Source organism: Brevibacillus sp. (genome assembly GCF_003521185.1).
In the GTDB taxonomy this organism is placed as follows: domain Bacteria; phylum Bacillota; class Bacilli; order Brevibacillales; family Brevibacillaceae; genus Brevibacillus; species Brevibacillus parabrevis.
On record NZ_DOTK01000007.1, the window covers coordinates 1 to 15327 of the forward strand.

Genomic DNA, 15327 nt, shown 5'->3' on the forward strand with positions numbered 1-15327 from the left:
CCATGCGTGGCGCACCAAAAAAGCACCGCTTTCGACTGAAAACGGTGCTTTTCCTTTGAACCTCTGAGCCTTTGAGCCTCTGGTCCTTCATCCTGCGGCTAAGTAAAACGGATCGAGTAGCCTCCTGACAGCAAATACAGATGGCTTTCCACTTCCCGGGAAGGGTTGATAATTTGTTTGATCGCCCGAATGTAGAGACTGATTTGCCCATTGTATCTTCGTTTCATTTCTTCCATCGCGTTCGCTGAAGCTTCCTTCGCCATCCAGTCTGTCTTGAAGTCGATCAAAACAAGACCGCCGTCCTCTTCCTCCAACAGACAGTCGATCACCCCTTGGACGATGATTCTCTCGGCAGCAGCTTCGGCAAGCTGTGGCTCTACCTCATGGGCTGGAAGCGCCAAGGTAAATGGCAGCTCGCGGTGGACAGCCTTGGCCGCTTTCATGCGCTGTCCAAGCGGATCGGCAAAAAATCGGGCAATCTGGGCAACGTCTACCGCCTGTACCTGCTCCTCCGTCAAAAAGCGGCGCGCCGCCAGCTCCGCGACTTGCTCGCGAATATCCGCCTCATCCAGCGCTCGCTGCAAGTCAAGATGCTGGAAGACCAGGTGCGTGATCGTCCCTTTTTCAGCCGCCGTCAAACGATTCGACTTTTGTTCAGCCAAAAACTTCGGCTTTTCCGTAATGGAAGGCAAGGCGAACGGCTGACCATTTTTCGTGACCTTGGCCATTCGCGTAAGCTCGCTGACGCTCCACTTGGCTGCTACTCCGGGAGTGATCGGGTGCGGGTCAGACCAGCCGAGCCTGGACTGTACCAACTCTCGCAACGCTTCGTCGCGAGGCCGCTCCGCGATTGCTTCCCGTCTCGTCACTCGCTCCCACAAATTCATGTCGTCGCTGGCAGCTTCCTGTTGTGCCTTTAGCTCGTCTGCCTGGTAAAAATGAAAAGACCAGTCTGAGTCGTCGATAATCGTTCTGACCCGTACTGCTTCTCCTGCTCCTTGCGTCTGCGGATAAGCGCGCAAGTCTCCCGCTGACGGATGCCGCAGCAAGGCACGGCCGACCCAGTCAAAATATCCTTTGGCCTGGATCAAATCTTCATCGCTGAGCCGCTCCCCGTCGCCTTGCCTGCCCCAATCCGTCACGCTTTTGGCCAAGTCTTTCGCCGAGCCGACGAGAATCAGCTTTTCGCGGGCGCGCGTCAAAGCGACGTACAGCACGCGCATTTCTTCCGCGAGCATATCCCGGCGCAGTTGCTGGCGAATACCCAATGCCGCGATGCTCGGGTAGCGAAGCTGCATGGACGGCTCTACGGCCATCGGGCCAAAGCCCAAGTCCTTGTGCAGCAAAAAGGCGCTTTTCAAATCCATCGTGTTGAACTGCTTGCCCATGCCTGCCACGAACACGACAGGGAACTCCAGCCCTTTGCTCTTATGGATCGTCATGATCCGCACGACATCCTCGTTTTCTCCGATCGTGCGCGCCTCGCCCATGTCATTGCCTGCTTCCTGAAGCCTGTCCACGAAGCGCAAAAAGCGGAACAAGCCGCGATAAGAGCCCGCTTCGTACTGGCGTGCCCGATCGTAAAGCGCGCGCAAATTGGCCTGCCGCTGCTGCCCGTTTTCCAGCGCTGCCACATAGTCGAGGTAGCCTGTCTCGCGATACAAGACGGACAACAGCTCGGACAGCGCCCCTCTGCGGGCATGCGTCCGCCAGCCTTCCAGCTTGTAGAAAAAGTGGCGCAGCCGTTTTTCCCACGCTTCTTGCGCCGCCCGCTCCTCTGCATACTGAATGACAGCCAGGTGAAACGGCCCCGTTGGATACTCGATGCGGATGTGCGCAAGCTGTTCCTCGCGCAGACCGACAATCGGCGAACGCAAAACGGCCGCGAGCGGAATGTCCTGCAAAGGATTGTCAATCACGCGCAGAAGCGACAGCATCGTCTCTACTTCTGTCGCAGCGAAATACCCTGCCGTCTGTTCGGCGTAGACAGGAATCCCCGCAGCGTGCAACTCATCCTGCATCGTCTGCCCCCAGCCAGAGGTCGCACGCAGCAGGATGACGATATCCCGGTACGCAAGCGGACGCATTCCGCCTGCTTTTTTATCAAAGACAAGCAGGGGAGACTCTCCCTCTCCCGGTTCCATCCAGCGGCGAATGCGGCTGGCGATCAGCCGCGCCTCCAGTTGGGCGACGCTCGCTTCTTCCACCGTCTCACCAGCTGTATCGGGAACGCCTGCCGTCTCGCCCTCATCGCTCACCTCTGCCGACCACGCCTGTCCCTGCTCTGGCTCGGCCGTGCTGCGATTGATCAGATGCACTTCCGCCTGCAGCCTGCCTGGCTCCGCTTCGGGATACGATGCGCGGTTGATCAGCTCGGCTGACTGATCGTAGTCAATCTCCCCGACGCCCGGAGACATGATTTGCCGAAACAAAAAGTTGACCGCATCGACAACCTCGCGTCGGCTCCGGAAGTTGGCTGCCAGATCGATTCGTCGTCCCGGATCGGCTTCGCCTGCTTGACGGTAAGTCAAATACTTTTCCAGAAACAGCTTCGGCTCAGCCAAGCGAAAGCGGTAAATGCTCTGCTTGACATCTCCTACCATAAAGCGGTTTGCCACAGACTCGTTTGTTCCGTCGCGCGAAACCATGCGCAAGATCGTTTCCTGCACGAGATTGATATCCTGATATTCGTCGACGAGCACTTCCGCGAACTGATCGCGCAGCTGCTCGGATATGGAAGAAGCAACAAGCTCGCCAGCGTCATCGGTCGTCATCAAAATGCTCAAGGCAAGATGCTCCAGATCGCCGAAGTCCACCAAGCCGCGCGAGCGCTTTTCCAGTTGGAAAGCGTCGGAAAACTCGGTAACGAGTCGCGCCAGCGTCTTCATGTGCGGAGCAATCCGCTGCAAATCGGCAGCATACTGCTCGGCTGTCATCGAAAAATACTGCTCGATCAGCTCGGAAAGCTCCTTTTTCACGCCGTTGCGCAGCCCCTGAACCTGATCCTTCGTATCCGGGTCCGTTCCCTTCACGGGTGGCAGCTTGGCAAACGTCACCCCGCAAACAGCCTGGCTCGCTGCTTCCCAGCCTTGCTTGCACGAAGCCGCAGCTTCTCTTAGCGCCTGAGCCTCCGCCTGCAAAAGCGGCAAGTACGCCGCCGGACCTTCTGGCGACGCCGCCAGTTCCTGCGCCCTGCTCATTTTCCCCGCCATGCCGACGAGTTGCAGCTGCACAGATTGCAGCACGCTGTTGGCCCAGACTAGCCCGTCTAGCCCTTTTCCTGGCGGGATGTCAAACATAGCGGCTGCCTCGGCAAGCCATTGCTCGGGGGAAGGATGGCTGCGGGAAAACTCGTACAATCGCAACAGCAGCACAGCCAGTGACTGATCGTCCTGCCCGTCCAGCATGATATCTGCCAGCGCGTGAAAATCCGGGTCGGTTTCATACCAGCTCTCCAGCTGTTCCTCCAGAACGTCTTGCCGGAGCAGCTCGCCTTCCATCTGGTCGGCGATGCGAAAATCCGGGTCAAGCTCAAGCAAATAGTAATACTGCCGCAGAATGCCAAGGCAAAAGGAGTGCAGCGTCGTAATCGTGGCCCGCTGCAAGAGCGCCAGTTGTCTGCGCAAATGCGCGGAATGCGGCTGCTCCTTGAGCGCCTTTTGCAGCGCGTCGCCAATCCGGTGACGCATCTCGGCCGCCGCGGCATTGGTAAAAGTCACAACCAAAAGCTGGTCGACGCCGACAGGGTCGTGCTCATCCATGATGCGCCGGATAATCCGCTCGACCAGCACGGACGTCTTCCCCGAGCCTGCCGCCGCCGCGACGAGCAGATTGCTCCCGCGCTGAATGATCGCTTGCCATTGTTCGTCCGTCCACTGCTCAGGCTTGGCCTGCATCGCTTGCTCCGCCATCCGTGGCATCCCCCTCTCCTGTCAGCTGCTGTTCGGCCAGCATGCTCCAGATTTGTTTGTTGTTCCATTTGGACAGCTGCCTGTGCTCATTGCCGCCCGTCTCCCCGTCAAACTGGCACACAGGCTTGTACGAACAGTAATCGCACGCCGTCATCGTCCCGTTGAAATAAGGCTGGATTTGTATTTCCCCGTCCGTCATCCGCGTGCTGATTTGCTTCACCGTATCGCGCACGTATGTCGTCAATGCCTGGAATTGCTCGGCTGTCGCCACAGAAGAACGCGAAGAAAGCGTTCCGTCTTTTTTCAGTTCAAAAGGAACCAACTCGGACGGGCCTTGCTCGACATATCCGTCCATCATCCTGGCCAGCTCCGGATCAGCCAGCATCAGCCCTTTCATGCGCAAACGCTTGGCCCGCTCCTTGGCTGCTTCGTCGGCTGTCAGCAACCGCTTGGCTGTCACAAACGGGTCCGCCACCTGGTAGTAGAAGACGCCGCCCATCTCCGCCTTTTTGCCCAGCCATGCCTCTGCGTTTTCCACGACGACATCCAGGTAGACGAGCAGTTGCAAGTTCAGCCCGTTCCACACGTCTGAAAGCGATAGCTGCTTGGGACTTGATTTGTAGTCGATGACGCGCAAATACGGAACCTCACTGTCCAGCGACTGGTCCACACGGTCGATGCGTCCGATCAACTGCAACTCCACGCCGTTATCAAGCGTCAGCACCAAGCCTGGCAAATCCGAACCCGGCCCGAAGGAAACTTCCAGCCCTACCGGAGCAAAACGGCTGCGCTTCGCATGCTCTCCCAGCACGTAAATGGCGCGGCCAACCGCTCGCATCAGCTTGCCGGACAAATAGCGATAGCGAGCTGTCCGGGTGAGGATGCTGCTTCTCGTCTGCGGCACCAGCTCAGACACGACTTCGCTGGCCAGTTGCATGCTGTGGTCTTCCGTCAGCCTGCTCCACTCCAGATTTTCCTGATTCATTTTTTCCACGGCGCGTTTGAGCGAGGCGTGGAACAATTCCCCTACATCGAACCGCTCCAGCTTGTACATCGTCCGTTCGGACAGCCGCAAGCCGTGCGAGGAAAAGTGGGAAAACGGACACGCCTGAAAGCGTTCCAGACGCGACACGCTCATTTTCAACTGCTTTCCGTACAAAGTCGCGCTCGTCTGCCTGTCCAGCTCTTCCGGGAGATTGCGGTAGCGCAAGCCGCCCAGCAGCCATTTTTCCCGCAGCTCCTCTGTCGAGGAACGAAGGTACCAGTCGTACACTTCCCACCAGAAGACAGGCAGCTCGCCCGTCTTTTTCATCGAGCGCAAAAGGGTAAGCAGGTGGCGAAACACCCTTCTCGGCTGCCCAAGCAAAAAGGCGTCTGTATCCGCTTCGCCAGTCGGCTCGTTGTAAAACACTTCGTGCGACAAACCCGGCAGCACTTCCCTGATGCGCGAGAACACCGCGGACGGCAATAATGCCTTGCCCTCTTCATCGGCCAGGGCACAGCTCATCGTCAGCCGCTCGGACGGCCGCGTCATCGCCTGGTACAAAAGATACGGCTCTGCCATCAGCTTTTGCTTGGCACTTGGCGCAAGCGATTGTCCCATTTCTGCCAGCCGCTCGCGCTCAGCCTCATCTAAAATGCCTTCTTCTTTCGGGCGCAAAGGAATAATCCCTTCATTCACTCCGAGAATAAACAGCGCCTTGACGTCAGGCTGGCGGGAACGCTCCATGGCCCCGACCAGCACTTGATCCAGCGCGGGCGGTACAAGTCCAAGCTCAATCGACTCCAGTCCGCTGTCGAGGACACGCGCATAAGTAGCCAAATCCATGCTTTCGTCGCCCATGACCTCTACGACTTGATCCATCAGCTCGACAAGCCCGGTCCACACCTGACCATGCACCTGCGCCGCATCGAGATCGCCCTCTTTTTCAGCTTTTCGCTGCCAATATTCCAGCTTGTTTGGCACATCGAGAGCGATCAGCAAGTTGTACAGGGCGAGCGTCATGTCCCGAACGCTTTTGCCCGTGGCCTGCTTCAGCTCCCGTTCAAAGGCAAGCAGCGGAGCAGCGTACTTGCGCCTCAGCTCATCAGCCTGCGCATCTTCCGCAGCCCCGGCTTGTCCGCGAAAACGCCACGCAGACTCCTCCGCCCATTGGTAGCCGAATACGCCGTGTGCCAGCACATAGTTTTCCAATCGGTCGATTTCCTTGCGAGCCGTGCGTTCGTCCGTAATGTCCGTTACGAGCAAGTCTGTTTTCAAACAGCGAAAAACCGCGTCATACCGCCATTTCGTTGTGACGACCTCCAAAGCCGACCGCACAAGCTCCACCAACGGATGATTCATCACTGTACGCTTCTTGTCCAAAAAGTGCGGGATGCCGTAGTCGGTAAATACAGCCGAGATTTCATCGGCATACGTGCCGATTTCCCGCAGCAAGATCGCCATATCTCTCCAGCGGTATCCTTCTTCCCTGGCAAGCGCGACAATTTTCAGCGCGACGGCTTCCACTTCGGCCCGCCTGTTCACGGCAGAGAGCAGAGCTACCTCATCCGTGCGCCCAGCCTCACCGACAGGCGACGCCGCTCCCCATTGGAAATAAGCCTGCTCAAGCTGGCGCAGCCACGGACTGGTCACAAAGCGCCTTGTCTCGTTCAAAAGCAGCGGTTTGGCGATGGAAACGCCCGCTTCTCGCGCCATAAGCGACAGCGCCTGATACGTGCGCAACGTCGGATGGAACAATCCAAGCTCATCGACAGAAGCATCCCGTTCGTCCGGGTCCAACGTCAGGGCAATCGTCACCTGTCTGGCATGCAGCATCAGTTGCTCGATGACTCTCAGCTCCTGGTTGGTAAAGCCGGTGAAGCCGTCGATAAAAATTTCCGCTTGTCGGATGTACGCGGAGTCAGGCACCATGACCGCTACCCGGTTCAAAATATCGTCCGCATCGCAGTAGCCCTCTGCCATGTATCCTTCATAGGCGTTCATGATCAGCCGCAAGTCGCTTATTTTTTGATTGAGGTTCGCTCCCCCCCAATCCACATTTTCCGATTGGGTAAAAGAAACGCCATACGACTTGCACTCGCTGATCAGACGACCGAGCTGGGAGGCGAAGCCCGGCTGCATCGCAGACCGCCCGAATACTTGCAGCTCCTCTTTATGCCGCTCCAAAAGCATGCGCAGCACCATGTGCTTTCCGAGATCGTCAACCGCTACCGTCGTTAAATCCCCTAGTTCTTGTAGCAGCCGATGAGCCAGCCGTCCGAAGCTCAATACTTGCGAGCCAATCACGCCACTCAGCCCGGGCAAGGTGGCGAGGGCGTATTCTTCCTGAAAGCTGGCCTGTTCCGGCACAAGCAAAATCATCGGCGTACCCAGCGGCTGTTCACGCAGTCGCTGTTGCATCTGCTGACGAATCGCTTCTGTCTTGCCCGTTCCTGCCCGTCCCAGTATGAATTGGACTGCCATGTTTTTTCCCCTTCCCTACTCCATTTCCAGCAGCAGCTTGCTGCCTTTGCCCATCGGCTCTGCCGGAGTCACTACCAGACGGCGCGGCATGCGCACACGTATTTCCGGAACGTGACTGATGACGCCAATCGTAAAATCGTCCATGCGCAGCCGCTCAAGCGCATCCATGACGACCTCCAGCAGCTCGGGATCGAGCGTTCCAAAACCTTCGTCCAAAAAGAAAAATTCCAGTCTGCCGCCGCGCATCTGAATCTCCATCGACAAGGCTAACGCCAGCGACAGCGAGGTCAGGAACGTTTCTCCGCCAGACAAGGTGCTGACTGGACGGCGCATACCGCCTGCGCCCTCGTCGCGCAGGACAAACTCTCCCTCGTCGCCGATTTCCAATCCGTAGCGATTGGCCGTCATCCGCTTCAGATGGTAGGAAGCATCTCTCGCAATCGTCACCAGCTTTTCCTCGGCAATGAACTGGACAAACGCCTTGGCTTCAAACAGCTTTTTCAGTTCTTCCAGACGGCTTTGCTCATCTTGCTGCTCGACAATTTGCTGGTGCAGCTCCTGCCACTTGCTATGGTTTTTTTCCATGCGATCGACGTGCTCTTTCGCTACGGCGACTTGCTTTTGCGCCTCGGCAAAAGACTGCTCCCATGTGCCCCACGCCTCTTTGGCAGCGAGCAGTTCTTCCGTGCTGACCGTGCGCCCTGCAATGGCTTGCAGCAGCCTGTCTTCCTCGTAACGCAGCTGTGTCAAAGCACGCGTATACGCTTCGACCTGCTCCCTTGCTTGGGGCAATTGCCCGCGCTCTGCGTACCTTTCTTGTACCCGTTCCACGTTGGCGAAGCCCGTCTCCTGCAACCCTTGATACAAAGCCTCGTGCGCCTCTGACCGCTGTCTCGTCAAGACAGCCAGCGCCTCGGAATGCTTGACCAAATCGTTTTGAACCAATTGTCTTGCCTCGGCAGCCGTTTTTCGCTTGTCTTCTGCCTGTGCCAACGCTTGACGCAAAAGCGACAGCGCCTGCTCTGTCCGAGCCAGCCCTTCACTCGCGGGAGTGCCGCCTGTCCGCTCCAGCCACTGGGCGTGCTTTTGCTCCCACATGCGCTTCCTGTCTGCCAGGCGTTCTCCGAGAGCAGCTTCACGGTTTTTCCAGTCGGCTCTGCGCGTCTTGGCTGTCTCCACCTGTGTCAAAAGCTGGCTCTTCAGCGCTTCCTGCTCGGCACGCGTGCGCTGCAGCTGTGCCAGCAGCCGATCCAGACGGCCGATTTCCTCATACTGCTGGTCAATGTCCTCAACAGGAACGTCTTGGCGCACCTCATTCAGCGCTTGCCATGCCTGGTTGGCAGCTTGCTGCACCACAGCAAGGCGGGCTTGTATTTCCGCTGCTGACTGCTGCGCCTGTTCGAGCAACAGCGCGCTTTTTTCCATTTGCCGCTTCTTGTCGGCCTCTGCCTCGCGGAGCACTTCCAGCTGCTTTTGCTGCTGCTCCCGCTCGGCTTTTGCCTGTTCCCGTTCGGCATGCTTGGCTGCCAACGCTTTTTCCTCGCGCTGGTACACACTGATCAGCTCTTCAAAAGTGTCGACTGCCCAAGGCTGTCCATGCCCGTAACACTCCGCCTTGATGGCAGTTAGCCGCGCCGCCAGCTCTTTGTGCTCTGCCTGTATCGCGGCAAGCCGCTCCTCGACGGCTGCCAACGCCCCTTTGGCAACGACCCACGCTTCTTTGTCTCCGGCTGCTTTCTGTTCGGCAGCCTTCCCTGCTTCCTCTGCGGCTTTGATGCGTGTACGCAGCTCATCGCCAGCGACTTTGGCTTCACCGTCCGCCAATTGGTCCTGATGATCCAGCGAATGGTGCACAGAGCCACACACTGGACATTCTTTGCCCTGTTCCAGACGCTCTCGCAAATAGCGCGCCATGTTTTCCTGCTGCCACTGCTCCCACGCCTGCCTAAGCTCCTCCCGCTCGGTCTGGCGCGCAAGAACAATCGCCTCGCTTGATTGAGCGGCCAGCGCCAACTCTTGGCAGCGCTTTTGCACCTGTATGTGCTCTTGCTCGATCTTTTGCCGCTTTTCCTGCCAGCCTTCCACAGCCTGCAAACCTTCCCGCCATTGGCGGCCGATCTGCTTCATTTCGCCCAGCACATTGCGGGACTGCTCCCACTCTGCATCGCTCATGACCGGCTTGTCCGCTGCTTTCGCCATCTGCTCCTTGTGCGCTGCCAGGTGGCTCTCTGCCTGCTCCCAGTCGCGCTTATCCGCAGCGGCCTTTTCGGTCAACACCTGCAAACGCTGCACAAGCGTCTTCTGCTCTGTTTCTTGCTCACGCAGCTTCGCTTGCTCCCGTTCCCACTGCTGTTTCGCTTCTCTCGCCTGCGTGATCCGATCTCGCCACTCCGGAGCAACCATGGCCTTTTGGCTCGCTTCCTCCAGCCTGTTCCACTCCTGCTGCCAGTTCTCCAAGGCTGCTTCGTCTTGCTGTAGCTGCTGTTCTGTTTGCAAAAGGCCACGCGAGACTTCCTGCCACTCCCGCTCCAAAGCGGTCTGTTCCTCGCGAATCGCTTTTAGCTCGGCTTCCCATTCCTGAGCTTGCACCAGTCTGCCTTTTTGCTCGATCAACTGCGGTTCCTGAACAGCCAGATCCGCCTGAGCCTGAGCATACTGAACTTCTGCCTCTTCCAGAGCAAGCCGCGCCGCTTCCTGTTGTCCGCGGCTTTGTTCCAATGCCTGCCCGGTCCTGACCCACTCCTGGTCGAGCCGCTCGTATTGCTGCACCAGCGGCCACAAGCGGATGCTCGCCTCCCACTCGCCCATTCGCGAAGTCAAAGCAGCCATTTCCGCTTCCTTTGCCGTCTGCTGTTGCAACTGCTGCTGCACGCCCGCAAGCTCTGCCTGCCACTGGTGAAGCTGTTCCAGCTCCTTGAGCTTGCCCGTCAGCTCCTGCTTTTGCTCCGTAAATTCCCGCTCGATGCTGGCTGCCTCTGCGAAAGTTTGTCTCGCCTGCTCCAAAGCCTCTGGCCCCACATCACCCAAAGCCGCTGTCGCAAGCTGTAGCTGATGCATCTGCTCTTTTACCTGATCCAGGGCGTGCCGCACCCGTTCGCTCAGCTTTTCCCCGTATATATGCAGCCGGAACATCCGTTGCAGCATTTCATTGCGCTCGCTGCCTTTCAATGTCAGGAATCGCGAAAATTGCCCCTGCGGCAACACAACGGCACGGGTAAAGTCTTGCAGTGTCAAGCCAATCAAGTCCTCCACCGCCGCAGTGGCAGCCGTCGCCTTCGACTCCAGCACAACGTCCGGCTCTCCGGTCAAAGCCCCTGACTGAATCAGCCGCACTTCCGGCTGTCGCTTGTTTCCCTTTTTATCCAGGCCAAATTCCCGCTCGATCGTATATCGCTTGCGCTCATCCCCTGTGCCCAGCTCGAAAGTAAAAGAAACGAAGACGCGCTGCTCCAACTGGTTCAGCACTTCTTTCGGATGATTGCCTCCGCCCAGACGAACGACCTGACCGTAAAGCGCCAGTGTAATCGCATCGAGGATCGTCGATTTTCCGCTTCCCGTCGGCCCGAAAATCCCAAACAATCCCGCCTGGCACAAAATTTCGAAGTCAACCTCCTGCATCTCTCGATAGCTGTGCATTCCCGCCAGCTTCAATCGTATCGGTCTCACGCTTCTTCCTCCTCTCCTCCGGTTTCTTGGAGCAAACGCTGAAACAAGGCAACAAGCCGATCGTCCGGGGCCGCTCCCCGCTTGCGCTCATAAAATCGCCGGAACAGCTGATCCGCTGTCAGCTCGGTCAACTCCACCCGTTGCGCCTCTTCTTCCTCGCGCTGCTCGCGTACGACGACCCGCTGGATTTTCAAAAAGTCATCCGATAGCTTGCGCACACGCTGGAACTCAGCAGGGTCGATGACATCCGAAACATGCAGCTCCAGATCAATCCAAGAGCCTGCATCCCGCCCTTCTGCCAGCCAGCGCTCGACCTGGGCGATTCCTTCCGTCGCCTTCCAGCGAGCCAACGGTCGACCGCTCGTCAAGTAAATGATCTCTTCTTGCACCGACTGCCCCGGCTGCACCTCGACCAGTACGACCGCCTTGCTCTGTCCCGCTTCGGAAAAGCTGTAGGAAAGCGGCGAGCCACTGTAGCGAACGAGCGGCTTGTCACTGAGCTTTTGCAGCCGATGCAGGTGACCGAGCGCCACGTAATCGGCGTTTTTCGGGAACGCCTGCGGCGACACCGTCAAGGCGCCGCCTATTTGAATCGGCCGTTCCGAATCTGTCTCCATGCCGCCCATGACAAACAAGTGACTGGTGACGAGATTCACCGTATCTTCGCGAAAATGCACGGACAAATCCGCAAACAGCTGGGCAATCCGCTCGGAAAAGGCGAGCTGCATCTGCTCCTGGGTAAAGCTCTCGCTGAGCAGCTCCTTCAAGCGCGACTCTGATGGATAAGGCAGCGCAAGCACTACGGCATGGTGCTCGCAGCCAGGCACCTTCAACTCCAGCCAGGAAGGCCCGCCCTGAACGATCTGCACGCGATCCGCCGACACTTCCTGGGCGATCAACGGCGCTTCCTTCGGCAAGCCGAGCAAGACAATCCCTTGCTTCGTAGCGAGCGGTGCTGCTGCCCTGACCCGTTCCGGCTGATCGTGATTGCCCGCAATCACAATGACACCTCTCCGCCCTTCCGCGGACAACCGTTCCAGCGCTTCGTAAAACAGCTCCTCTGCCCATGCCGGAGGGTTAACCGAATCGTACACATCGCCTGCCACCAGTACCAAATCGACTTCGCGTTCCTCCGCAATCCGGCAAAGCTCGTCCACAAACGCCGTCTGCTCCACGCGTCGGTCCCGGCCTTCGAGCTGGCGGCCGAAATGCCAGTCTGCCGTATGTAAAATGCGCATGACTTCCATCCTTTCCTCACGATCATGTGTTTGCTTTTCATTGTAACAAAAGACAGCGCTGTTCGTGATTGAAATTTACGGTACTTCCCGGTTACTTTTGCGCGTTCTCGACGTCTTTTTACTAGAATCACCTATTCCCTGGTACATGAAAGAAAGGAGCACGCTTATTTTGTGGACGCGCCGCCTGTTGTTTTTCGCCTTGGTCGCACTTGTTTTGCCTAACTTTGTACACGCTGCTACTCCCCAATCTGCCAAACCCGCCACTCCCAACCCGGAGCAGGTCATCGGCTGGATCAATGCGAGCGCAAAAAATCTTGTCGCCTTGCCAAATTTTGATTTTCAACTGGCGAATCTGGACGATGACGCGGATTGGGAGATCGTCGCCAAACAAAATTCTACGGTACACCTCGGAACGTTTTACATCCTCGATCAAAAAGCGGATCGCACCTATTCGCTCGTCGCGGAAAAACCGTGGAACGTCCCGCACCTGCAACTGGAACGGTGGGATTTTTCCAGCGAACGCAACCACCCGCAGCTTGATCCGCATGCTTCAGACGACTCTGCGGAAGTGGCGGGAAAACGCTTGTTTGAAACGATTGACCATACAGGCGGAACCGGAATATCTGCCTATGAAGCCCATCTCTGGTACATGGAAAAAGGCAAGCTGGTCGAAGCCTGGAGCGGTGTTTTGAAGCAAACCTCATCCGTGCCAGGCGGTCAACTTTTCCAGACGCTTGGCAACTACCAGCTGCTTACTGACGACGAGCAGCACCCTGCACTCTACTATTGGACGACGGAACAGGAGCTTGACCCGGATACAGGCAGCCCGCTCTCTGGCAAATCGTCAACCAAGCTGCAAGTATACCGCTTTGAAAACGGCGCATTCACTCTCGCGCCCTGACGCTTTTCGCCACAGATGCACAAAGCCGCACTCCCGTTCGATCAAAGGGAATGCGGCTCTTTTTTTCATCCTACTGCTTATCGTTTCAGCTTGTCCGGACGCGGTGATTTGAGCGACTGCAAGCACATGTAACAAATGACGCCAAACAAAATCGTGATGATCATCGAGTGAAGCAGCGTCGCGTAGAGGTGGAGCTGGAACAAGACGACGAAGCCGCCGCTGAACACTTGAGCGATGACCAGCACAAAAGCGAGGATGCTCGCCCCGTACAGATCGCGACGCGTTTGTTTGAAATGACGGATAGCGTAGATCATCGTTGCCAACAGCACAATCGCCAGCACCAGCGCCCCCAGCCTGTGTGCGAATTGAATGCCGATCTGCCCGGACAGCTCGGGAATGATTTGCCCCTCGCACAGTGGCCAGTCACTACAAGCCATGCTGGAGCCGGTATGTCTGACGTACGCTCCCAGGTAAACCACTCCGTACGTGTAGGCTGCCACAGCCCAAATCCAGTTGCGGAATCCTCTCGGGGCTTTTGCCTGCACCATGCTCGCCATTTTGTCGCGCTGCAACACGAACCCGGTCAAAAGGAACACGCCCGTGAAGGCCAGAAGCGAAAATCCGAAGTGCAGAGCCAGGACGGACGACGACTGCGGCCAGATCACCGCGGAAGCGCCGAGAATGGACTCCAGCACGATAAAAAACAAACCGAACAGGGCGAGATTGCGCACTTCCTGATTGCCCCGGTAATGACGCCAGCAAAGTACGGAGAAAACGATTACCACAATGCCTGCCACGCCTGTAATCAGCCGATGCATGTATTCAATGATTGAAGCCAAGGTATACTCCGGAACCCATTTCCCATTACAGAGCGGCCAGTCGTTTCCACAGCCCAGGCCCGAATCCGTTTTGGTCACAAGCGACCCGGCGATCATGACGATAAACATGACGAGAGTAGCAAGAACGGCTAGAGGTTTCAGCCATTTTTCCATAGTGAATACACCCTATTTCTTGTGATGTTTGAGACTCTCGGTGAAGCAGCCTCTTAACTGTTGCCCTCTCTAACATTAATGAAACATCCCCTGCTAAGCAAGGGATGTTCCGTGAACATTTGGTGAGTGTTTCGTGTCAATAATGGTACACCATTGTGCTGATGACAATGACGGCGCAAAAGACTGTCAAATACAGAATCGAGTAGCCAAAAAGCTTGCGCGCCCACGCCAGATCATCCTTGGCTTTGAAGCCTTGGAACAGCAGCACCATGTACACGATTCCCATCAAGCCCATGACAGCCAGGTAAACATAACCAACGCTTCCATGGATAAAGAGCAGCAACGAAGCCGGGAACAGGACAGATCCCCACAAAACCATTTGCCGCTTCGTTTCTGCGAAGCCTTTGACAACTGGCAGCATAGGCAGATTGCCTGCGCGGTATTCCTCGGTTTTCAGCATCGCCAGCGCAAGGAAGTGCGGCGGCTGCCACAGGAACAAAATCAGGAAAAGCAGCCACGCTGCCGGGTCCATGCTGTTCGTTACAGCAACCCAGCCGATTACAGGCGGAGCCGCACCGGAAATCCCGCCAATGACCGTGTTCAATGTGGTCACGCGTTTGAGCGGAGTGTAAATCAACACGTAGAAAATATGACCGATCAATCCCCAAACAGCAGCCAGCGGATTGGCGAATACGGCGAGCACCGCAAGACCTGCGAGCAGCAAGCCGATCCCCAAGAGGATGGCCGTGCGTGGCGCGATGCGCCCTGCTGCAAGAGCACGCCCTTTGGTACGCTTCATTTTTTTGTCCAAATCACGGTCGTAGTAGTTGTTTAACGTCGCACCCGACATGATCACCAAAGCTGTACCAATCATGGTGAAAATCGCTAGTTTCCAGTCTGGAAAACCGTAAGATGCCATCCATAGGGCAGCAAAGGTAGTCATCAGGTTGGACATGGTAATCCCAGGCTTTGTCAGTTCTACGTAGTCCCGAAAAGTCGCCGGCTCTCCCGGTTGTGCGTGCAGGGGTGTCTCGCTGTTAAGCGATTCCTGCATTGTCACTTGCTGGTCCACGTTTTGTACCTCCTGTCTGAATCTATCTGAACATGCGAATATCCGAATGAAGAACTAACTTCCATTGTATCGAAAGCAAAA

The 15327-nt window shown here is 56.9% G+C and carries 7 protein-coding genes; 1 reads left to right on the forward strand and 6 read right to left on the reverse strand.

Annotation, left to right across the window (positions count from 1 at the left end):
- Positions 1 to 98: 98 nt before the first annotated feature.
- From addA to DEP07_RS01655, 4 genes are read right to left on the reverse strand one after another with little or no spacing between them, the layout of a single operon-like run.
- Positions 99 to 3911: a helicase-exonuclease AddAB subunit AddA gene (gene addA / locus DEP07_RS01640; RefSeq protein WP_287102042.1), complete on the reverse strand. Its 3813-nt coding sequence runs from the start codon at positions 3909 to 3911 to the stop codon at positions 99 to 101.
- Complete coding sequence (gene addB, locus DEP07_RS01645; RefSeq protein ID WP_287102015.1) at positions 3880 to 7377, reverse strand: helicase-exonuclease AddAB subunit AddB; 3498 nt, start codon at positions 7375 to 7377, stop codon at positions 3880 to 3882. Before addB ends, addA begins: the two co-directional genes overlap by 32 nt.
- Before the next feature lie 15 nt (positions 7378 to 7392).
- The gene (locus DEP07_RS01650; RefSeq protein ID WP_287102016.1) at positions 7393 to 11043 is read right to left on the reverse strand and encodes an AAA family ATPase; all 3651 of its coding nucleotides are present in this window, start codon (positions 11041 to 11043) and stop codon (positions 7393 to 7395) included.
- A complete protein-coding gene (locus DEP07_RS01655; protein ID WP_173598547.1) occupies positions 11040 to 12281 on the reverse strand; it encodes an exonuclease SbcCD subunit D in 1242 nt (413 codons plus the stop codon). The genes DEP07_RS01650 and DEP07_RS01655 overlap by 4 nt, the downstream gene beginning before the upstream one ends.
- Before the next feature lie 169 nt (positions 12282 to 12450).
- Between DEP07_RS01655 and DEP07_RS01660 the strand changes: the two genes are divergently transcribed.
- A complete protein-coding gene (locus DEP07_RS01660; RefSeq protein ID WP_281869685.1) occupies positions 12451 to 13182 on the forward strand; it encodes a hypothetical protein in 732 nt (243 codons plus the stop codon).
- Between the two features lie 77 nt (positions 13183 to 13259).
- On the opposite strand, the gene DEP07_RS01665 is transcribed toward DEP07_RS01660, so the two are convergent.
- Together DEP07_RS01665 and cyoE are read right to left on the reverse strand one after the other, a co-directional pair.
- Positions 13260 to 14174 carry a COX15/CtaA family protein gene (locus tag DEP07_RS01665; RefSeq protein WP_122964334.1) on the reverse strand — a complete coding sequence of 305 codons (915 nt, stop codon included), beginning with the start codon at positions 14172 to 14174 and terminating at the stop codon, positions 13260 to 13262.
- Positions 14175 to 14310: 136 nt separating this feature from the next.
- A complete protein-coding gene (gene cyoE / locus DEP07_RS01670; RefSeq protein ID WP_122964333.1) occupies positions 14311 to 15246 on the reverse strand; it encodes a heme o synthase in 936 nt (311 codons plus the stop codon).
- Between the last annotated feature and the right edge of the window lie 81 nt (positions 15247 to 15327).